The organism is Erwinia sp. E_sp_B01_1 (assembly GCF_036865545.1).
Classification (GTDB): Bacteria; Pseudomonadota; Gammaproteobacteria; order Enterobacterales; family Enterobacteriaceae; genus Erwinia.
Map to the genome: position 1 here is coordinate 689472 of NZ_CP142208.1, position 20856 is coordinate 710327.

Annotated in this window: 22 protein-coding genes and 3 pseudogenes; 20 read left to right on the plus strand and 5 right to left on the minus strand. The window is 47.0% G+C overall.

What is annotated here, in order from left to right:
• The first annotated feature begins 15 nt into the window (after positions 1-15).
• From VRC33_RS03320 to VRC33_RS03345, 6 genes are all read left to right on the plus strand, one after another.
• The gene (locus VRC33_RS03320; RefSeq protein ID WP_338576888.1) at positions 16-3903 is read left to right on the plus strand and encodes an RHS repeat-associated core domain-containing protein; all 3888 of its coding nucleotides are present in this window, start codon (positions 16-18) and stop codon (positions 3901-3903) included.
• On the plus strand, positions 3875-4405 hold the full coding sequence (locus tag VRC33_RS03325) for a hypothetical protein (protein ID WP_338560826.1): 531 nt from the start codon (positions 3875-3877) through the stop codon (positions 4403-4405). The genes VRC33_RS03320 and VRC33_RS03325 overlap by 29 nt, the downstream gene beginning before the upstream one ends.
• Positions 4406-4627: 222 nt before the next feature.
• Complete coding sequence (locus VRC33_RS03330) at positions 4628-4756, plus strand: hypothetical protein (RefSeq protein WP_338560828.1); 129 nt, start codon at positions 4628-4630, stop codon at positions 4754-4756.
• A gap of 119 nt (positions 4757-4875) precedes the next feature.
• Positions 4876-5055: an RHS repeat-associated core domain-containing protein gene (locus tag VRC33_RS03335; protein ID WP_338564015.1), complete on the plus strand. Its 180-nt coding sequence runs from the start codon at positions 4876-4878 to the stop codon at positions 5053-5055.
• A 280-nt stretch (positions 5056-5335) separates the two neighbouring features.
• Complete coding sequence (locus VRC33_RS03340; RefSeq protein ID WP_338560830.1) at positions 5336-5548, plus strand: hypothetical protein; 213 nt, start codon at positions 5336-5338, stop codon at positions 5546-5548.
• A 278-nt stretch (positions 5549-5826) separates the two neighbouring features.
• Positions 5827-6189, plus strand: a complete 363-nt coding sequence (locus tag VRC33_RS03345; RefSeq protein WP_338560832.1) for an SMI1/KNR4 family protein — start codon at positions 5827-5829, stop codon at positions 6187-6189.
• Positions 6190-6280: 91 nt separating this feature from the next.
• On the opposite strand, the pseudogene VRC33_RS03350 reads toward VRC33_RS03345, so the two are convergent.
• Together VRC33_RS03350 and VRC33_RS03355 are read right to left on the minus strand one after the other, a co-directional pair.
• A pseudogene (locus VRC33_RS03350) lies at positions 6281-6499 on the minus strand (SymE family type I addiction module toxin); the annotation flags it as partial.
• A 79-nt stretch (positions 6500-6578) separates the two neighbouring features.
• A pseudogene (locus VRC33_RS03355) lies at positions 6579-6920 on the minus strand (helix-turn-helix transcriptional regulator).
• A gap of 320 nt (positions 6921-7240) precedes the next feature.
• On the opposite strand from VRC33_RS03355, the gene VRC33_RS03360 reads away from it, so the two are divergent.
• The 8 genes and pseudogenes from VRC33_RS03360 (at position 7241) to VRC33_RS03395 (ending at position 12070) form a co-directional block, all read left to right on the plus strand.
• Complete coding sequence (locus tag VRC33_RS03360) at positions 7241-7675, plus strand: hypothetical protein (protein WP_338560834.1); 435 nt, start codon at positions 7241-7243, stop codon at positions 7673-7675.
• A gap of 57 nt (positions 7676-7732) precedes the next feature.
• The gene (locus VRC33_RS03365) at positions 7733-8170 is read left to right on the plus strand and encodes a hypothetical protein (protein WP_338560836.1); all 438 of its coding nucleotides are present in this window, start codon (positions 7733-7735) and stop codon (positions 8168-8170) included.
• Positions 8171-8475: 305 nt separating this feature from the next.
• Positions 8476-8913 (plus strand): hypothetical protein, encoded by a 438-nt coding sequence (locus VRC33_RS03370; RefSeq protein WP_338560838.1) that lies wholly within the window; start codon positions 8476-8478, stop codon positions 8911-8913.
• A gap of 19 nt (positions 8914-8932) precedes the next feature.
• Positions 8933-9514, plus strand: a complete 582-nt coding sequence (locus tag VRC33_RS03375) for a hypothetical protein (RefSeq protein WP_338560840.1) — start codon at positions 8933-8935, stop codon at positions 9512-9514.
• 512 nt (positions 9515-10026) lie between these two features.
• Positions 10027-10341: pseudogene (locus VRC33_RS03380) on the plus strand (contractile injection system protein, VgrG/Pvc8 family); the annotation flags it as partial.
• 206 nt (positions 10342-10547) lie between these two features.
• A complete protein-coding gene (locus VRC33_RS03385; RefSeq protein ID WP_338560842.1) occupies positions 10548-10844 on the plus strand; it encodes a hypothetical protein in 297 nt (98 codons plus the stop codon).
• A 16-nt stretch (positions 10845-10860) separates the two neighbouring features.
• Complete coding sequence (locus tag VRC33_RS03390; RefSeq protein WP_338560844.1) at positions 10861-11295, plus strand: hypothetical protein; 435 nt, start codon at positions 10861-10863, stop codon at positions 11293-11295.
• A 127-nt stretch (positions 11296-11422) separates the two neighbouring features.
• The gene (locus VRC33_RS03395) at positions 11423-12070 is read left to right on the plus strand and encodes a hypothetical protein (RefSeq protein WP_338564415.1); all 648 of its coding nucleotides are present in this window, start codon (positions 11423-11425) and stop codon (positions 12068-12070) included.
• Here the strand turns inward: VRC33_RS03395 and VRC33_RS03400 are convergent.
• From VRC33_RS03400 to yghU, 3 genes are all read right to left on the minus strand, one after another.
• On the minus strand, positions 11975-12187 hold the full coding sequence (locus tag VRC33_RS03400) for a SymE family type I addiction module toxin (RefSeq protein WP_338560846.1): 213 nt from the start codon (positions 12185-12187) through the stop codon (positions 11975-11977). The two genes, VRC33_RS03395 and VRC33_RS03400, sit on opposite strands and share 96 nt — an antisense overlap.
• Before the next feature lie 758 nt (positions 12188-12945).
• Complete coding sequence (locus tag VRC33_RS03405; protein ID WP_338560848.1) at positions 12946-13506, minus strand: helix-turn-helix transcriptional regulator; 561 nt, start codon at positions 13504-13506, stop codon at positions 12946-12948.
• A 282-nt stretch (positions 13507-13788) separates the two neighbouring features.
• Positions 13789-14655: a glutathione-dependent disulfide-bond oxidoreductase gene (yghU, locus tag VRC33_RS03410; protein WP_338560851.1), complete on the minus strand. Its 867-nt coding sequence runs from the start codon at positions 14653-14655 to the stop codon at positions 13789-13791.
• A gap of 204 nt (positions 14656-14859) precedes the next feature.
• Between yghU and VRC33_RS03415 the strand changes: the two genes are divergently transcribed.
• From VRC33_RS03415 to VRC33_RS03440, 6 genes are all read left to right on the plus strand, one after another.
• Positions 14860-15507: a DNA-3-methyladenine glycosylase I gene (locus VRC33_RS03415; protein ID WP_338560853.1), complete on the plus strand. Its 648-nt coding sequence runs from the start codon at positions 14860-14862 to the stop codon at positions 15505-15507.
• Between the two features lie 278 nt (positions 15508-15785).
• The gene (gene prfC, locus VRC33_RS03420) at positions 15786-17375 is read left to right on the plus strand and encodes a peptide chain release factor 3 (RefSeq protein ID WP_338560855.1); all 1590 of its coding nucleotides are present in this window, start codon (positions 15786-15788) and stop codon (positions 17373-17375) included.
• Positions 17376-17676: 301 nt separating this feature from the next.
• Positions 17677-18291, plus strand: a complete 615-nt coding sequence (gene osmY / locus VRC33_RS03425) for a molecular chaperone OsmY (RefSeq protein WP_338560857.1) — start codon at positions 17677-17679, stop codon at positions 18289-18291.
• A gap of 130 nt (positions 18292-18421) precedes the next feature.
• Positions 18422-18583: a DUF1328 domain-containing protein gene (locus tag VRC33_RS03430; RefSeq protein ID WP_071995405.1), complete on the plus strand. Its 162-nt coding sequence runs from the start codon at positions 18422-18424 to the stop codon at positions 18581-18583.
• 140 nt (positions 18584-18723) lie between these two features.
• The gene (locus VRC33_RS03435; RefSeq protein WP_338560861.1) at positions 18724-19776 is read left to right on the plus strand and encodes a patatin family protein; all 1053 of its coding nucleotides are present in this window, start codon (positions 18724-18726) and stop codon (positions 19774-19776) included.
• Positions 19773-20549 carry a TatD family hydrolase gene (locus VRC33_RS03440; RefSeq protein WP_338560863.1) on the plus strand — a complete coding sequence of 259 codons (777 nt, stop codon included), beginning with the start codon at positions 19773-19775 and terminating at the stop codon, positions 20547-20549. The genes VRC33_RS03435 and VRC33_RS03440 overlap by 4 nt, the downstream gene beginning before the upstream one ends.
• Positions 20550-20856: the final 307 nt, after the last annotated feature.

Sequence of the window (20856 nt, forward strand, 5' to 3'; positions counted from 1 at the left end):
TAGCAGGAACTACAAATGGCGACAGGAAATACCATTGGTAAATTACAATATGCTCCGGCGCCGCAAGGTAGCGTAAAAGCGGGCAGCGCAAATCCACCGCAAAAGAAAAGCTGGTGGAGCGACTACGGTGAGTGGGTGCACACCGGACTGGATGTGTTGGGTGCTGTGCCCGTTATCGGTGCGGTAGCTGATGGGGCTAATGCAGCAATTTATTCTGCCGAAGGTGATTACGGAAATGCTGCGCTTTCCGCTGCTTCAGCGGCGGCCAACTTTGTACCGGGTGGTGGCGCAGCCTTTAAAGCGGGCAAACTGGCAGCAAAAGCCGGTAAAGCTGTAGAAGCCGCAAAAGTTGGTAAAACAGCCGCTAAAGAAGGTGCCGGACTGGCGGAAAAAGCGCTGGCCAAAACCGAAACTAAAGCTGCCAGAGCTGAAGCTAAAACCGCGCAGAAAGAAGCAAAACAAGCCGGAAGCGAAAAGGGTGGGCATAATCAGGGCAAAGGCGGCAAGGAAAAAACCAGCACTTGTAAAAATGCGGTCACCGTTGGTGCGCCCGTTAACCCTGTATTGGGTATTAAGCTTCTGGCCGGAAATGAAGATAAGGATTTCGATTTTCCTGCGGCGGTTCCTCTTAGCTGGCAACGCTCTTACTATTCTGATGTGACTGGCAATGGCTGGTTGGGGCAGGGCTGGTCTTTATCTTTCTCGCTTAAGCTTGAAAAGAAACACGGCATTATGCTCTTTACCGATGAGCAAGGTCGTGAAATAGATTTCCCCTCTGTAGAACCCGGTTACCCACCTCGTTTTCATCGTTATGAACAACTCCTTCTTTCGCAACCAGTTGCTGGTCAATATCGTCTGACCGACGCTGATGGCAGCCGTCACTGGCTTTTTGAGTATCAGATGAACAGCCACTGCTGGCTGCTGAGTGCAATAGAAGATCGACATGGTAACAGCCTGACCCTGCACTATGACCAGCACCATCAACCCTCTGCAATCGTTGACAGTGCCGGGCGTCGATTCCTGATTACCTTCAGCACTCTGAAGTTAATTAACCAGGATACTGTCAGTCGCCTTACTGGCGTTGCCTGCTGCCATCCTTCAGCCCCAGATCATCCGGAGCTTTTATGCCAGTACGATTACTCAGCGGAAGGGGATCTTATTGTGGTCCGCAATGACAAAGATGAAGTTACGCGCGATTACCGTTACCGAAATCACATGATGGTGGCACACCGCCTGGCTGGTGAGTTTGCCTGTTTCTATCACTATGATCGTTTTGAGCCTGATGGAAAAGTTATCGCTCACCGGGACAGTCTGGGAGGGGAATGGCAGTTCGCGTATGGAGAGGGCTTTACGCAGGTTACTGATAATCTGGGGCGTAAAACTCGTTATGAATTCGACGATAATAACGACCTGACGGGTTTTGAAGATGCTTCAGGCGGATACACAAAACGAAAACTGAACGGGCGCGGTCAGCCTGTACTCATTATTGATCCTGCCGGCAGGCGAACCCGTTACCGTTACGATGAGCGTGGCAATATCCTGGAAGTGACGGCCCCGGACGGCCAGACCACACATATTGATTACCATCCTCAGTGGAACCTCCCTGTACGCGTCACGGACATGCTAGGTAATTTGCGTGAATATACTTATGACGTGGCGGGAAATCTTATCCGTGAAATGGATGAGCTGGGGCGGATCACAGACTTCAATCATGACGACATGGGTAATCTCGTCCGCATTCGTGATGCGGCATCAGGCATTCAAACTTTTAGCTGGAACAGTGCCGGATTTCTGCTTTCTCACACCGACTGTTCTGGTCGCACGACTAAATACTCCTACGATAAATATGGCTGGCTAAAGGATCGCACTGATGCTGTCGGTCACGTTACTCAGGTTCATCACAGCCGCGATGGTCAGCCTTTGCATATCACTCATGCTGATGGATCTGCAGAAGCGTTTGAATACGATCGCTGGCACCGCCTGACCGGTTACAAAGATGCTGAAGGGCAGATCACTCAGTGGGAACTGGCACCTGATGGTCAACCTCAGGCACGTATTGATGCCCTGAAACATCGTGTCAGCTACGAATATGATGAGGCCCGGCGGCTTTCAGCACTGATCAATGAAAACGGTGCACGCTATCGAATGGAATACGACGCCAGGGATAACCTGGTAGTTGAGAAGGGTTTTGATGGCAGGATAACCCGGTATCATTACGATGCTGCCGATATGCTGACATCCCGGCTGGAACAGGGCGACGGCAGCCAGCCAGCTTCAGTAATCAAAACATATTATCAGCGTGATGATACCGGCAGGTTGCTGGAAAAACTGGTGATGAAAGGCGGTGCAAACCGCTGGCAGCGCACGCGATTTCGTTATGATGCCACCGGCCGCTTAACGGCAGGGATTAATCATGGCGGACGCGTTGAGCTTGAATATGATGCTGCAGGCCAGCTGGTTCAGGAAAAGAGCCTTACGCGCGGTGTGGAACAGGTGCTTCGCCATCAATACGATGAGCTGGGTAACCGTACTGTAACCACGTTGCCAGATGGCCGGGAGCTGAAGAACTTCTACTATGGCAGTGGGCATCGTATCCAGATCAATCTGGGCAGGCGTGTTATCAGCGAAATTAGTCGTGATGAGCTGCATCAGGAAATCAGCAGAAGCCAGGGCGCGTTAAAAACCGACTTTGTGCATGATGAGATGGGGCGGTTGATTACACAGCGCGCCAGGAGGGGGAATAAACTCCAGGTTGCCAGGGATTATGGCTGGCGGCGCGATGGTCAGCTGCAACAGATGGTCGATCAGAACAGCGGAGAACACCGCTATCACTATGATGCTGTCGGCAGGCTGACTCAGGCCAGAGAAGAACGGTTTGCATTTGATCCGGCACATAATTTACTGAGTCAGGAGAATTCTGGTGCGGTTAAGGATAACCGCGTGCGGGTATTTGAAGACAAACGCTGGGAATTTGATACTCACGGCAACATTTCTGAAAAACGCGCCGGACGGCATACCCGTCAGCAGTTTGTCTGGAACGCTGAACATCAGCTTGAATCCGCTGTAACAGAAAGGCGTGGTGTTAAACAGGTTACCACGTATGGCTATGACGCCTTTGGCCGCCGCAGCTGGAAGAAAGACAGTTTTGGTGTAACCCACTTTGTATGGGAAGGCAACCGGCTGTTAAGTGAAATCCGCGGCTCACGAAACTATACGTGGATTTATAACGATGATGGTTTTGTCCCGCTTGCCCAGATTTCAGCCACCGCAGGCGAGCCGGTTGAGCAGGCAGATATTCACTGGTACCACACTGACCAGGTGGGAATGCCCCGAGAGCTGAGCAACGTCAGTGGCGAAATTTGCTGGCAGGCCAGTTACCGCGCATGGGGCAACACGCTACAGGTAACTTACCCGGCGCAGAATGACGGGGAAGAACCCGTCTGGCAACCGCTGCGGTTCCAGGGGCAGTATTTTGATGCGGAAACAGGGTTGCACTACAACCGTTTCAGATACTATGATCCTGATGTTGGCCGGTTTGTTAGCCAGGATCCGATAGGGTTAAGTGGCGGGATCAACTTATACGTCTACGCTCCGAACCCGCTGAATTGGGTTGATCCCCTGGGGTTAAAAAAATGTCATTTAGATAATCCCAGGAAGAAAGTAAACAGCGCTGATATTGGAGATATAGTGAGGACGCCAACCTCACACCCATATGACTTTGCTAAAATAAAAGGCGGTAATTACAGGAACAATAATACCAGTGAGATTTGGAGTAAAAGTAACACCTCTCATAGCGATAAATTAGGTGAATGGAAAGTTGGTATTGGAAAGTCTGAACCCAAACCGAGGCATAAGATAACTGTAGGTATGAGTGATGGAAAAATCATTAAAGTCGACAAATAGTAACTTTTCACTTGCCAGCATTAATTTTAGTGGATTTAGTTCCTCTGATAATTGGGTTGGGTATTTTGAGAAAAAAAACGAATTTAATTACGGACTTATTGATGAGTCAATAAGTTTATTCAGTGGCTTTTTCGAAGTTGAGGGAGATGATTCAACTATTATAACTGCTCTTTCATTTGACGATGAAAGGGAGGATGATGTTAATACTATAAATATATACCAAAAATTATATGAAGAATTAAAGAGTAAAGGGGTTTTAAATCCTATGACGGAAGATTACGAAAGTTATCTTTATGGTGATATTCCCCTTCCTGCCAATGCACTAAACATAAGCTTTGATAATGATGATTTTATAAATGCTTCGAGATTGTTGATGTGTCATGCTGGTGTTGTCGGTCAAGTATGCTTTTACATAAATACGAAACTAAACGTTGCTATATATCCTCATGACGAAGTGGGTTTTGGATGTATAGCCCTCAATTCTGAAAAAAAACAGGGCTAGACTTTCTTTTATATTGTAAAAATAACAAAAATTTCAATATTTTTATAAATGATTAAGTCATTAATGCATTGATCCATTGCATCAACCAATCGGGATGCTCTGCATTAGTAAGTTGACAGAACTATTTTCACTAGCAGCAAGAAAATCGATGGTACAGTTAATGTAAATGTGTTGGCATCATCTATTAAATTGCATTTAGTATTTAATACTCGTGCAATTGAAATGACGCTGGCAGGACAGTTCAATATGATTGGCAAAGGCTTTACACACTTTGTCTGTGATGGCAACCGGCCGCTGGCGCAGATTAGCGCAACGGCGGGCGAAACGGTGGAGCAGACTGAAATCCACTGATATCACACTGAACAGGTGGGGGTACCACGGGAGTTAACGGATAGCAGCGTTGAGATCAGCTGACGCGCAGACTACCGTGCGTGGGGCAATACGCTGAAAGTAGAATATCCGTCGTAGCAGTGGGTGATGAAAGCTTTTATCAGCCCCTACGTTTCAAGGGCCAGTATTACGATTCGGAAAGGGGTTTGCATTATAACCGCATAAGATACTATGGTCCTGATGTGGAACGGTTTGTTAGTCAGGATCCGATAGGGCGGACGGGAGGATTAATCTTTTTCAGTACGCGCCTAATCCGTTGAACTGGATCGATCCTTTAGGTCTTACTAAGTGTAAACCGTCATCACCAGGTTCAATGCAAAAAGAAGTTGAGCGTGGGCAAGCCCCAAGAGAAATAGAGCGTGTTGACAGAGGTCATATTCCTGGTCAGGAAGCTCACGTCCATTATTCTGACGGGACTTCCTCTAATGTGGGGGGCGGTGTCCACTATGCACATCGTGGTATGCCAAACCCTACCAAGAAAGCTCGTAAGTGACTGATTAGTCATGGTTGGATGCCGCCAGAGTAAACATGAGAGGTATTATGAAAATCTACGGATATGAGAATGAAGACAGTGAGTTAGTATCTCTTCAGGAAATGTCATTACAAGTTACTATCGATGAGTTAAAGGAATTATCAAGTTTTATCGACAATACAATTAATATGATGGAAAAAAATGGAGATAAATTTGGGCACGAACACTTTACAAATTTTATGAAATCAAAACAGTATCCAGATATTATCATCACTAAATAAATTAAAGCCGGAAGCGATCCCCACAGATCTTTCCGGCTTTTTACTTTAAATAGCCAGTCACGCCAGCATCGCGATCATCCGCTGCTTAGCCTGATCCAGCTCCTGCTGCTGTGCTTTCAGCTGCTAAGAAATGTTAGATGCTGGCGTGCCTACTAATCAGGCTCGTAAATCTCTCAGTGATGAATTTAAATATTTTGACGGACTCAGAGAAGGTAATATGAGTAATCCATTCTTTGATATTTAATATGCTGCCGCTTGAAATAAATAGGTGAATTGTTATGAATAAAGATGAAATTTTAGATAAGCTTAAAGTTACTGAGAGTAGTCTCAATATCAAACTTCCAAATAAATATAAACAGTTCTCATCTGAGGAAATAAAAGACACGGATTCTTATGAGATCCAGACCAGTCAGGGAGATACTGTATACCTTTATAATTATAAAGACCTTATGGAACGGAACGAAACATACACTATACAAGATGTTGAGCCAGATTATTTATTAATAGGTCAGGATGGCGATCTTGGTTATTTTATAAATGTGAAAGACAGTAGTGAGCTGGTCTATAGCTTAGATCTGGGTGCTCTTGGAAGTCTGGATATGGATGAAGAAGCTAAAGATATTTATAAATTAAGAGCCTAATCCAAATTAACTATGATTAAAAAAATCCGGAAGCGATCTTCACGATCCTTCCGGCTTTTTTACTTTAGCCGCCAGCCTGCGGCTTAACGGTCAGGATCAGACGCCCTTCATCAATCCTCACCGTCACCGGGCAGCCGGTCAATCCTGCCTCTCTAAGCCAGTCGCCTCTGAGATGCAGGCTGGGGCTGCGTGAATAGTACGTGGCGGTGACATCTCTGCGGCTCTCATGACGGATACTGACGTAACCGACCTGATAGCGGCGCTGCGTTTTGGAAATCCGGCCTGCTGGCGTAGAATGCGTCTCAGCCATAATTAACTCCCGTTCAGTTAGTTGTGGTCAGCGGTGGTAAAGGGTTGCAGCCCTTAATCACCGCGCTATGCTTCTGTTATTACTGCGTTTTACCAATCACATTATCCAGGATCTCAGAAACCAGCTTCTGCTTCGTTCGCGGTAACTGGCTGATGATCTCGATCTGCTGCTCAAGCCGTGAAGCCGGGCCACGCTTCCTGGTTCTGGACAGCACCGGCGATCCCAGCAGCTCAACCAGAGACAGGTTCAGGATCTTCGCCAGCGGCGGCAACAGCGCTGCTGAAACCTTCAGCTTCCCGCCTTCATAATGCGCCATCGTCTGCTATGCAATGCCAAGCTGTTCAGCCAGCCGCGTCTGTGTCAGCTGCTGCTCTTTACGTGCCTGAGCGATCCGTGCGCCAATATGCCGAAAATGATGCATGATTATTGAAATGAAGCCGGAAGCGATCCCCTTTATCCTTCCGACTTTTAACATTCTCAGTCCGTCAGGCCAGCGCTGCCATCATCTCCTGGCGGGCCTACTCCTGACTCTGCCGGGCAAAGTCACTCAGAGAAATCATCATGTTTAATATTTATACCATTACTGACAGTAGGGACGGGGAAATCATCACCGGATGCGTTACACTATTGGTTGGATAAGTATAGAACTAAAGGAGCCTGAAAATGATGAAAATGGTTCTATTTCAACTGGTTGCAATACGGTTCTTGTTGGTGATTAATTTTTAGCTCGTGGAAATTAAAATGAAATGGATTGGTTTTATATTTTTCCTGATGGTAACTGTAAGTTATGTCTGGAGTGGGAACAATACATATAAAAAAAAGGAATGGTGGGGGTTTGTTGTTAAATTTATTGTTGTTTTCATTGTAATGATTTTGTCTACCTTCTTTTTAAAATATTTGCATTCGATTTGGGATTTCGCACCTGTTGCTATAATAAAAATTTCAATACTAAAGTTTTTCACTTCATGTTTGTTTGTTTTAGGGGCAAAGTTAGGCGTTGTTGGATTGTGTACGATATTTAATAATCTATTAATGTTTCATAAAAAATATAACTCACGCTATTACCCTGCTGTGTCATCAATTTCAGAAAACACTTCTACGGGACTTGTTGTCTTTACAAAATGCATTGTTTCATTAAGTAGCCTGTTGGCATTTTACGGTATCTGGCTGGTATAATCATAAGAAGTAAGGGCATATATTAGCGATTAAATTTTTTATGGGGTTGGTGTTAGTATGAATGTTATAGCTTTTTTGTTCTTCCTGGCGGTTGCAGTATATTATGTCTGGAACGGAAAGGATTTTTATAAAAAAAAGGATTGGGTTGGGCTGGGTAAGAAATTTATCGCAGTTCTTATTGGGGTTGTCATTCTTGCTTTTGTACTTAAAGGGTTGGTGGAAATTATCCCTGGATTTTCCAATAATACCGCAGGGGATTTGATGGAAAAGATCGGCATGTCATTTATAATGGTGTTGGGGATGAAGTTTCTCATTGTAATGTTATGTGCCATATTTAGTCGGATTATGGATTTTCACAGGATTTATAATGCAAAAAACTACCAAAAGTTTTCGCCCCTAACTATTAAGGTTGCACCAGCCCTGCTTATAGTTGCAAAATGTATTGTTTCGCTGGGATCCGTAGTGATTTATTATGGGATTTGGTTGGCGCATTGATTCAGGAGGAGGAAGTTATGGATTTTGATATTAATCATCCTTTTCCTGTATCTCCTGCTCTTACTAAATAAGAGATACAGGAGCGCTACTGGAAGTGTCTTTTTATAATTCAGCTCAACAGGAAATGCTGCATTTTTTGGATTTGAAGGTGATGTTAGTCTTAAGCTTGCAGTAAAGCCTGTTATCGATTTGTTTGATGATGAAGACGACGCTCAGCCAAAGCCAAAAGAGAGCGGAGAGGGTACTATTGTTACTGGTTGTGTTACTTTATTAGTTATTAATTAAATTTTTTTAGGTTTTATATTATGAAATGGTTGGCTTTTTTCATTTTTTTGATATTAACTTTAAAGTACATATGGGATGGTAAAGATTTCTATAATAAGAAAGAATGGGTTCGTTTTGGACTAAGGTTTGTGATTTTTTATGCAGGGTTTTTTTTGTTGGCCTTGCTAACAATAGTTTTTCTGACTATTATTCCAATAGCGAATTATGCGAGTGTAAAAGGCTTCTTGTTGAAATTTTCTATATCATTTTTGGCTATTCTTTCTGCAAAGCTGTTGGTGTTATTATTGTGCTTTATTTTCAGCAGGATTATGAATCTTCATAAAATATATAATAAAGGGCATTATGAATCGCTATCTAGGCAGGCAAACAAATTTTCAAAAGGCTTACTTATCTTAGCAAAAATCCTTGTGTCACTCGGTAGTGTGATTGTTTTTTATGGAATCTGGTTAGCGCATTAAATCAGGAAGAAGAAGGTTTATGAATACTGATATTAATTATGCTTTCCCTGTTTCTCCTGATTTTACAAAGGAAGAAATGCTGGAGCGTTGCTGGAAATGTCTTTATACTTCCTCCCAACAGGAAATGCTACATTATTGGGTTATTCTTCCCAAAAACATTAAGCCCGCCGAACTGGAACCGGTCGCCTTCCCTGATACAGGCTTAATCAATATCGGGCGTTATTTCACTTCGGATTGTTCACCCTATCTGGCAGTCTGGGCTGCATATGAGCGATGCCAGTGTGAAATGAACGCTTCTGACTGGTTGTTCAAAAAACTCTCTTTGATGGGAGAAAAAGTGCTCCATCGACGTCTTGTAGGTAAAACCTCAGAACAGGGGATGTTTGCTGATGTTCTAACCATTAAAACGCATTTATCCGGTGATGAGGTAATCTCGCGATATACCGTACAAAAAGACTACAATCGTGTGAAGGGGGGAGGGAATTACTTTTTACCAAAAGCTTCCTACGCCTCACGTGATTATGCTGCGCTCGCCAACGATATTTTCTCTACAGTAGTAAATTGGGATCTTTTGGGTCGCAGTAATTTAGCCCAGGCTTAATTACCCTTAACAGTTGATCTTGGAGGGAGTGGTTCCTTTAAAATACCAGGTTCATGGCACGCCAAAATAATTTCGAAAAACAGACTCATCGTCGATTAATACTATTGACGAAATTAATTACGGTGTCATAAGTATTTATTTCTATTCTGAGTCTGTTTGCTCATTTGCCGAAGATGCTTTTGAAAAATCAACGGCGCGTTTTCATCAACATGATGATACTGTATCTTTCGTGGCGAATGAGTTGGAAAGTTTGAAGAGTTTGAAGAGTTTGAAGAGTTTGAAAATGATATTAACCCTGATTTGGGGGTGATGCATACCTGTACTGGTGAAATATATAGCGAAGTAGAGGAAATGCGCGCTTTATACCAGTCCTGTATCTTTAAATATTCTGCACTGTGGTGCTATATCGAACTGGTAGGTCAGCACAAGAATAATACGAGGTCATTCAGGGAGATCCTCATGTTTGATCGCATTACATCCAACTGCCGGTGGAAGGGTTGCTCTTCTTGAAACTGGGCGGCACGCGCTATGCGGTTTACAGCCTGGTGATGGAACCCGACCTCTGGCCGATGAAGCGTGACAAAAATCTGCGCATTTTCCAGAGCCAGACCATGGTGCAGATTATCAAAACGCTGTTTTCCGAATACAACGTGACGGTGGAAGACAAGCTCACCGGCAACTACCGGGGGTGGGAATACTGCGTGCAGTATCAGGAAAGCAGCTTTAACTTTATCAGCCGCCTGATGGAGCTGGAGGGGATTTACTACTTCTTCCGCCACGAAGCGGACAAACACACCCTGGTGCTGATGGACAGCGTGCAGCAGCATTACAGTATGGCGGTACTGCCGCCATAGGTAAGCCGGGTACGCTATATGGTGGTATTGCTGGGGATGTCACGATTGGTACAGCTGAAGCTAAGGCCGTCAGTGAGATCTATAAAGGGAATGATGGGCGTTACGGATTCAATGCAGAAGCTGGAGCGGAAACTGCAGCGATATAAGGGGAAGTAGTTGGTAACATTGATATATATGGTGTGAATATTGCAGATGCTAAAATTGGTGGCAGTGTTGGTGCTGTAGGGGCATCTGCAGGCATTGCAGGTTACTGGGATAAGAATGATGATTCTCTTAATCTTAGCGTTTCAGGAGATCTGGCTACAGTACTGGGATTGAAAGGTGACGTAGGAATGAAGTTCGTATGCGATGGTCTTTTTGATTGGGTTTTTGAAGGTGAACAAGGTTCAGCTAAATCAAAAACTGTAATCAAAGAGGGGGGATGGGGCCATCTTATCTGGATGTATTACTATTTTAGTTGGCGATTAATAAGTTGATTTAACAGAGTTTATTATGAGTTATATTGGGTTTGTGTTTTTTTTGCTTTTTTGTACATGTTATTTATGGGATGGGAAAGATTTTTTTAACAAAAGGGATTGGTTGGTTTTCCTACTTAAATTTATTGGTGTTTTTATTGTTACAATACTATTTGGTTTTACCTTGAAAGGGATTATGCATTTATGGCCAGGGATTTCTTTGACTGTTGCAAAGCATTTAACTACAGCTTTCGGAGCATCTTTAATATCTGTATTAGGAATGAAATTTCTTGTTGTAATGCTGTGTGCTATTTTTAGGAATATAATGGCGTTCCATGAGAATCACAATGTAGAAAATTTTGATAGATTATCTGTCATTACCAACAAGTTTGCTCCAACTCTTCTTATTCTGGCAAAATTCGTTGTAACATGTGGTAGTGTACTAATATTTTATGGCATTTGGCTGGCATAGATAACTAAATGGGGATTGAATGATGAGTTCTGAGCATTACTACGATTTCCCCTTGGTTTCCAGGTTTACTAATGAAGAGATACAGCAACATTTTTGGTAGTGTCTTTATACTTCAGCTCAACAGGAAATGCTGCATTATTGGGTGATTTTGCCAGAAAAGGTTAAGCCCGCCGGAGTGGAGCCGGTCGCCTTCCCTGATACAGGCTTAACCAATATTGGGCGTTATTTCACTTCGGATTCTTCACCCTATCTGGAAGTCTGGGCTGCATATGAGCGATGCCAGTGTGAAATGAACGCTTCTGACTGGTTGTTCAAAAAACTCTCTTTGATGGGAGAAAAAGTCCTCCATCGACGTCTTGTAGGTAAAACATCAGAGCAGGGAATCGTTGCTGATGTACTAACCATCAAAACGCATTCATCCGGTGATGAGGTAATCTCGCGATATACCGTACAAAAAGACTACAATCGTGTGAAGGGGGGAGGTAATTACTTTTTATCAAAAGCTTCCTGCGCCTCACGTGATTATGCTGCGTTCGCCAACGATATTTTCTTTATAGCAGTAAATTGGGATCTTTTGCATCGCAGTAAAGCAGTGAAAATTTTTAAACATTCCTTCGGATTTTTACATTTAAATAGTAAATTATTGAAAACGTTCTCAACGATCCTTCCAGTTTCTACATTAGCCGCTGGCCTGAACCATCAACGTCAGCGCCTTCCAACGAGCTTTCTCTATCACCATCTTCTGTTGACCAAGGTGCTTCTGTTGCTGCCGTAGCCACGTCTCTTTGCGGATGTCGGGGAGCAGCACCAGGCAGCCGTCCAGCACCTGCAGGCTCACGCCAGTTCCCACCTCAAACCCCGCCTTAGCTAGCCACTTACCCGAAATGTTCACCTGCGGCGTGCTTCTCAACAGCGGAGAACACCCCTATCACTATGACGCCCTCAGCAGGTTCACTCAGGCCAGAGAAGAACGGTTTGCATTTAACCCGGCAAATAATTTACTGAGTCAGGAAAAATCTGCTGCGGTTAAGGATGACCGCGTGCGGGTATTTGAAGACAGGCGCTGGGAATTTGACGCGCACGGCAACATTTCTGAAAAACGCACCGGACGCCATACTCGCCAAAGGTTTGTCTGGAACGCTGAGCATCAGCTTGAATCGGCGGTAACTGAAAGGCGTGGCGTTAAACAGGTCACTACGTACGGTTATGACGCTTTTGGGCGCCGCAGCTGGAAAAAAGACCCCTTCGGGATCACTCACTTCTTACAGAGTATATAATGCAAAAAACCATGAAAAATTTCACCATTAGCTAATAAGTTGTCACCCGCACTGCTTCTGTTCGCAAAATGTATTGTCTCATTCGGAGCTGTAGTAATTTATTATGGAGTTTGGTTGGCACATTAAGTCAGGATGAGGCTGCAGACCAGCGTGTCGTGCATAAAATTGATGGAGCCACTCTGATTGAGGGCTCACGGCGTTGCCATTTAATACCAGCAGCTTCTATCCCACCATACTTAGCCTGCCAGTTGTAATCGCTGGATTAGGATAAAGTGGTCTCGCGAAAGACATCTTATACCGTTCGTCCGGCTTCGACAGACCTCAGGGCGGCAATGATTTGGTGTCCTGTGAATCAAATCTTGCGATAACTAATTTATTCTTTTTCAATAGTCCCGATATTTATTGATAAGACTTTTCTGGCGTTTATGATTAGATCGTTATCAAAGGCATGGGCTAAAACTCTGGCATTCTCTTCATGCACATTAATTTTACGGTTTGCAAGGCTTAGTTCTTTGTTATCGCCATCGCCATCGCCAACGCCATTTTCCTCTATATTGATAATCTCATGGGTTTCACTATTGTCAGCAATCAGACTATTTTCTGGCGCTTTACCTTTCTTCATTTGGTATCTGAAAATAATACTTTCCAGTACTTCCACCACGATTTTTTGTTCTTCCTTATCTAACTCATGTACGCGTCTGAAAAGCGACATTAATTCACCTTCCGGTAATGATTCTTTAAATCCAAATAACAAATAATCAATACTTACGTGATGTTTTAAAGCAAGGGCATGTAAAGCTTTACCTGACGGGAATATCTTCCCTGTCACATAATTAATCCAGGTGTTGACGTTTATACCTATACTGGCAGCCATAGCTGGCTGAGAAAGTGAACTCTGTTCGCGGAGTTTCTGAAGTCTTGCGGCGACGGACATGGCAATATTCCTTGTTTAACCTGAGTCACTTACCTGTGACAATTCTCATCGGGTAAAGCATATCTGAATTTAATCAGCGCAGGAATATGCAATATATTCTGTTTGTTATTTTTATAAAGTAAAAAAACACATCATTATAGTGATTATTATTATTGATAGTATGGTTAATCCGACACGCCCGGTGTGGTGCTTCAGAATTATCCGGGCCAGCGCCCGGTAACAAATCTACATTAAGGGCATCTTTCAGATGCCCTTAATAACGACTTTTATGCTGACTTGCTATTAATTACCCAGCTTGTCTTCAGTACGAAGATCAAAATCAGAAGCATCATGGCGTTCGTGAAGCTGCTCGGACGGCTCGCCGAATGTACGGTTAACGATACGGCCTCGTTGCACTGCCGGACGCTGTGCTATTTCATCTGCCCAGCGCACCAGGTTTTTGTAAGATCCGGCATCAAGGAATTCAGCGGCATTATAAACCTGGCCTCTGACCAGCGCGCCGTACCAAGGCCAGATAGCAATATCAGCAATGGTATAGTTTTCCCCGGCGATGTAGCGGTTCTCAGCCAGCTGGCGATCCAGCAGGTCAAGCTGACGCTTGGCTTCCATGGTGAAGCGATCGATAGCGTATTCGATTTTTTCCGGCGCATAGCTGTAGAAGTGGCCGAAACCTCCGCCTAAATAAGGCGCAGAGCCCTGCAGCCAGAACAGCCAGTTCAGCGTCTCGGTACGCGCTGCCGCATCTTTTGGCAGGAAATGCCCAAATTTCTCGGCCAGATAGAGCAGGATGGCACCGGACTCAAATACACGAGTAGGCGGCGTGGTCGAGTGGTCCAGCAGCGCAGGGATTTTGGAGTTAGGATTGACCTCCACAAATCCGGAGGAGAACTGATCGCCCTCACCAATGCGGATCAGGTGTGCATCGTATTCGGCATCATTGACGTTCAACGCCAGTAACTCTTCCAGCAGGATGGTGACCTTCTGGCCGTTTGGCGTGCCCATCGAATACAGCTGAAGCGGATGCTTGCCGACTGGCAGGCTGGCTTCGGTACGTGCGCCAGCTGTGGGGCGGTTGATGCTTCCCCAGGTTCCGCCCGCTTCTTTATTTTCTGTCCAGACTTTGGCTGGCTGATAATCCGTTGTGCTCATAACCGAAATTCCCCTTTCTGATAAAAAAATGGCGCATCCTGGAGTTAACCCCACAGACGTCTCGCCGTTGATGGTCTAAAAATAGCTGCTGTGTCAGCAAAAAACCAAACGCGGTTGTTACATCGGATGTCAGGTATAGCACCGGGATATCTCCGGCGTTTGTCTTTAAAGAGCACTCTAATCAGCAATAAACGGGAAAACAGAATGGATGAGCACTACCTGGCCGACCTGAAAGAAGCAGGACTTACCCTCACCGATGATGGCCGCGTCTGCTGTTACTGGCAGCCCTCGATGCCGGACTATCACGATAATGAGTGGGGCAAGCCGGTGGTGGACGATCGTCGATTGTTCGAAAAAGTCTGTCTGGAAGGGTTTCATTCAGGTATGTCGTGGCAGCTTATTTATAATAAACGCGAAAACTTCCGCCGGGCTTTTTGCGATTTTGATTTCCACAAGGTTGCAGAATTCACCGATGAGGATGTTGCCAGGCTGATGGAGGACCAAAGCATTGTCCGTAACCGGGCAAAAATCCTCTCTGCTATAAATAACGCCAAAAGGGCGATTGCACTGGTTGAAGAGGCGGGTTCTCTGGCGGCCTGGTTCTGGCAGTTTGAACCCACGGCTGCCGATCGCCCCTCAACCGTTGATCTGGCGTACTGGCAGAATGCCAAAACCTCGCCTGAAGCGACGAAAATGTCTAAAGCGCTAAAGAAGCGAGGCTGGACATGGGTAGGGCCAGTTACCACTTATTCCCTGATGCAGGCGCTGGGTCTGATCAACGATCACATCAGCGGTTGCCAGTGCCGCGAAGCGTTCGAACAGCAGCGTGAAGCTCTGACTCGTCCAACCTGAACGTGAAGTTTTTGCCCGGGCATTGTATTGTATCCCCACAATTTTTCATCAAGAGGCCACGCCAGTGTAGAACCAGAATCCCCACCGCAATCCGCCTGAAAAAACAGCAATAACGGCTTCTGGCTTTGAATGCTGTACGCATTTATGGGGATTACGCGGCGTTCTGCATTGTTTCTAACCGCCGGATCGGTGAAAATGCCGGCCATTGATGATTAATCGCCTGTGCTGCCCTCGCGCCGTCTGCGCAGCGGTGGTACAGCACCCAACAGAGTTTTTTCATGTCTAATGCACCCTTTATGCAAGAGGTGGCTCGCCGCCGCACTTTTGCCATTATCTCCCACCCCGATGCGGGTAAAACCACCATCACTGAGAAAGTGTTGCTGTTCGGACAGGCTATCCAGACCGCCGGTACGGTAAAAGGCCGTGGTTCCAACCAGCATGCTAAATCTGACTGGATGGAGATGGAAAAGCAGCGTGGTATCTCCATCACCACCTCGGTGATGCAGTTCCCGTATCGCGAAAGCCTGGTGAACCTGCTGGATACGCCGGGGCACGAAGACTTCTCCGAAGATACTTATCGTACCCTGACGGCGGTGGACTGCTGCCTGATGGTCATTGATGCCGCGAAAGGCGTTGAAGATCGTACCCGTAAGCTGATGGAAGTCACCCGCCTGCGTGACACGCCGATCCTGACCTTTATGAACAAGCTGGACCGTGATATCCGCGATCCAATGGAAGTCATGGATGAAGTGGAAAGCGAGCTGAAGATCGCCTGTGCGCCCATCACCTGGCCGATCGGCTGCGGCAAGCTGTTTAAAGGTGTTTACCACCTTTATAAAAATGAAACTTACCTTTACCAGACCGGTAAAGGGCACACCATTCAGGAAGTGCGCGTGGTGAAAGGTCTGGATAACCCGGATCTGGATAAAGCGATCGGTGAAGAACTGGCTGGCCAGCTGCGTGAAGAGCTTGAGCTGGTGCAGGGTGCTTCCCATGAGTTCGACAAAGAAGCTTTCCTGGCCGGTGAGCTGACGCCGGTATTCTTTGGTACTGCACTGGGTAACTTTGGTGTGGACCATATGCTGGATGGTCTGGTTGAGTGGGCACCTTCTCCAATGCCACGTAAAACTGACCTGCGCACCGTGACGGCCGCTGATGACAAGTTCACCGGCTTTGTCTTTAAGATCCAGGCCAATATGGATCCTAAACACCGTGACCGCGTGGCTTTCATGCGTGTGGTGTCCGGCAAATACGAAAAAGGCATGAAGCTGCGCCAGGTTCGCCTGGGCAAGGATGTGGTGATTGCCGATGCGCTGACCTTTATGGCTGGCGACCGTTCGCACGTTGAAGAAGCTTATCCGGGCGACATCATTGGCCTGCACAACCACGGCACCATCCAGATCGGCGACACCTTTACTCAGGGTGAGAACATGAAGTTCACCGGTATTCCGAACTTCGCGCCGGAACTGTTCCGTCGAATCCGCCTGCGTGACCCGCTGAAACAGAAACAGCTGCTGAAAGGGCTGGTACAGCTTTCGGAGGAGGGCGCCGTGCAGGTGTTCCGTCCGGTACATAACAACGATCTGATTGTAGGCGCCGTAGGTGTACTGCAGTTTGACGTGGTTGTGGCGCGCCTGAAAAGCGAATACAACGTTGAAGCTATCTACGAATCCATCAACGTCTCTACCGCACGCTGGGTGGAATGCAGCGACGCGAAGAAGTTCGATGAGTTCCAGCGTAAAAATGAAGTGAACCTGGCGTTGGATGGCGGTGATAACCTCACCTACATTGCTCCTACTATGGTTAACCTCAACATTACCCAGGAGCGATATCCTGAAGTGGTGTTCCGGAAAACGCGCGAACACTAATAACGGACGAAATGTCGTCTACACTCTTTAAGCGATGCATTGTGCATCGCTTTTTTTTGGCCCTGTTTTGCCCGTTTCCCGGCTGAAAGTTACAGACTGCTCTTAAAAAAACTGCTTTTTGCGCATTTATCCATCATATCAACCACAAGCGGCGGTGAAATCCTGATTACCGTCTATATTTATTTCTACAGGACGAAAACAGGCGGCGCGGTAGCTGCAACGTCTCACTTACTACAGTCACGCCGTTTGTGACTGAAAGCTCACAGTTGTGAGTGCAATTACATGAAGAAGGAACACATCGATGAATACGACTAAGATGACTAAGACTCTGATGGCTGTACTGGTAGGTTCTGCACTGATTAGCGGTACTGCAATGGCAGAAGACACAGCGACCTCTAAAGTGCAGTCCTCAACTGACAGCGCCGGTTCTAAAATCGATAGTTCTATGAAAAAAGTCGGCGGGTACATGGATGACAGCGGCGTGACTGCCAAGGTGAAAGCCGAACTGGTAGACAACGACGCAATCAAAAGTACGGATATCTCTGTTGAGACACATTCAGGCGTCGTGACGCTGAGTGGTTTCGTTCCGTCTCAGGACCAGGCAGAACTGGCTGTAGCGGCAGCGAAGAAAGTTGAAGGCGTGAAATCTGTCAGCGATAAACTGCACGTTAAAGACAGCACAAAATCCAGCGTAAGCGGTTATGCCGGTGATGCGGCAACGACCAGCGAAATTAAAGCTAAACTGTTAGCAGACGACATCGTTCCTTCACGTAACGTGAAAGTGGAAACCACTAACGGTGTGGTCCAGCTGTCCGGTACGGTGAAAAGCCAGGCGCAGTCCGAACGCGCTGAAGGTATTGCCAAAGCTATTGATGGTGTGAAGAGCGTTAAGAACGATCTGACTGTGAAGTCATAAACAGAGGTGGTTCGCCTCATGATGAGGCGACCCACATCGAAAATGTTTGAAGAAAATAACCCAGTCTCGCCTGAAGGCGGATTGAATAAATCAGGCAGTTCGATTTCTAATATAGGGTAAGGAGAAGCTTATGTTTCGTTGGGGCATTATTTTTCTGGTTATCGCGCTCATCGCAGCAGCGTTAGGTTTTGGTGGTCTGGCTGGTACAGCCGCATGGGCAGCTAAAATCGTCTTTGTTGTCGGTATCATTATCTTCCTGATCAGCCTGTTCACTGGCCGTAAGAAGTTATAGACCGTCTGACAAATGATTCAACGGAGGCCAGTCAATGACTGGCCTCCGGCATTTTTGATACAAAAGAACGCAACAACCGCCAAACAGTTTCCTCCCTTCCCGTGTATCCTTCGCAATTTACTCCTCTGAGGATACTGTCTTTGGGCAAACGCATCCCCCTGACCCTCGGCAACATTGAGCCGCTGGGGCTGACCCCATTTCGTCCAGGCAAACTCGCTCTGGTCTGCGAAGGTGGTGGGCAGCGCGGTATCTTCACCGCAGGCGTGCTGGATGAATTCCAGCGGGCTAATTACAACCCGTTTGATCTGATGCTGGGTACCTCTGCGGGAGCGCAAAATCTCTCTGCCTATATCTGTGGCCAGCCTGGTTACGCGCGCAGGGTCATCACCCGTTACACCACCAGTAAACTGTTTTTTGATCCTCTGCGTTTTGTTCGTGGCGGGCACCTGATCGATCTCGACTGGCTGGTGGACGTTACCGCTCAGGAGTTTCCGCTGGCGATGGAAGCGGGCGAGAAGATGTTCTCCTCAGGCCGCGAGTTCTATATGTGCGCCTGTCGGAGTGATGATTATTCACCGGGCTACTTTGCGCCCACGGCGGCTAACTGGCTGAACATCATTAAAGCTTCCAGCGCCATTCCCGGTTTGTACCGCCCCGGTGTGGATATGGATGGTATCAGCTATCTGGATGGCGGCATCAGCGATGCCATTCCGGTGCGTGAAGCGGCACGGCGTGGGGCTGAAACCATCGTGGTTATCCGTACGGTGCCTTCGCAGATGACCTATACGCCGCAGTGGCTGAAGCGCATCGAACGCTGGCTCACGGACAGCGCCTTGCAGCCGCTGATGAATATTATGCATCTGCATGAGGAGAGCTACCGTGCCACTCAGGACTTTATTGAGAACCCGCCGGGCAAGCTGAACATTATTGAAATCTTTCCGCCGCATGTGCTTGCCAGCATGGCGTTGGGCAGCCGTGTGGCGTCACTGAATCAGGATTATCATCTGGGCCGCCGCTGTGGGCGCTATTTCCTGGCTACACTCGGTCAGTGGCTGCAGGAAAATGAGTCACTGGTCAGCCAGCAGCCGGTGATCCCACCCGCTCCTGTGGCTAATGAACCGATTCGTCAGGGCGCGATCCTGGATCCTCTGGCGGGAAATGATGCTGATTACGATAAAGGATCGCTGGCATGAATCCGACATTCGTCGATACGCACTGTCATTTTGATTTTGATCCCTTCTGCGGGAATGAGGAAGCCAGCCTTCGTCTGGCGGCAGAGGCCGGGGTGGAGAAGATCATCGTGGTGGGCGTTGCGGCGGATCGTTATGCCGGGGTGATGGCGCTGGCAGAACGCTGGGCACCGCTGTATGCCGCGCTGGGCACCCACCCGATGGCCATTGACCAGCATCAGGATGCGCATCTCGATCGGCTTGAAGGTTATCTCCGGCAACGTTCAGCAAAGCTGGTGGCGATCGGCGAGATCGGCCTGGATCTCTATATAGAAAATCCCCAGTTTGAGAAGCAGGAGAGGGTGCTCGATGCACAACTGCGGCTGGCGAAAAAATACGATCTGCCGGTGATCCTTCATTCACGCCGGACCCACGATAAGCTGGCGCAGCATCTGAAACGTCTCGACGTTCCCCGTCGCGGCGTGGTGCATGGTTTTGCCGGGAGCGAACAGCAGGCGCTGGCGTTTGTCCGCCTGGGCTATGCCATTGGCGTGGGGGGCACGATTACCTATGAGCGGGCCAGCAAAACCCGTAATACCATTGCGCGCCTGCCCCTCTCTTCGCTGCTGCTGGAAACAGATGCGCCGGATATGCCCCTGCAGGGCTTCCAGGGTCAGGCGAACCGCCCGGAGCGGGTAAAAAATGTCTGGCAAAGCCTGTGTGAACTGCGCGCCGAATCGCCGCAGGAGATCGCCGAAACCCTTCGTGAGAACACCCGCGCCCTTTTTCAGCTCTGACTGGCTAAACTCTTAAAGTCCCCCTTAATCCAAAGCTTCACCGCCTGAACGGCGATATTGTCATCTGTAGCGGTTATACTGCCCGAAAAATGTTATTATTATAACATTGCGCGCCGCTGCCGGTTAGTAATCGTATTCCTGACCCGCACTCTGGCGCTGAATGGGGTTGTTTTGTGATATTAGTCACATGGAAGGTACAATGCCTGCAACAGCATTCCCCTGTTCGTGAATTTCATCACGGAAAAGAGCTGCGCTTTTCCGTTACTATTTTAACATCACAGCCCTTGCCGGGGCTCAGGTGGTTGCT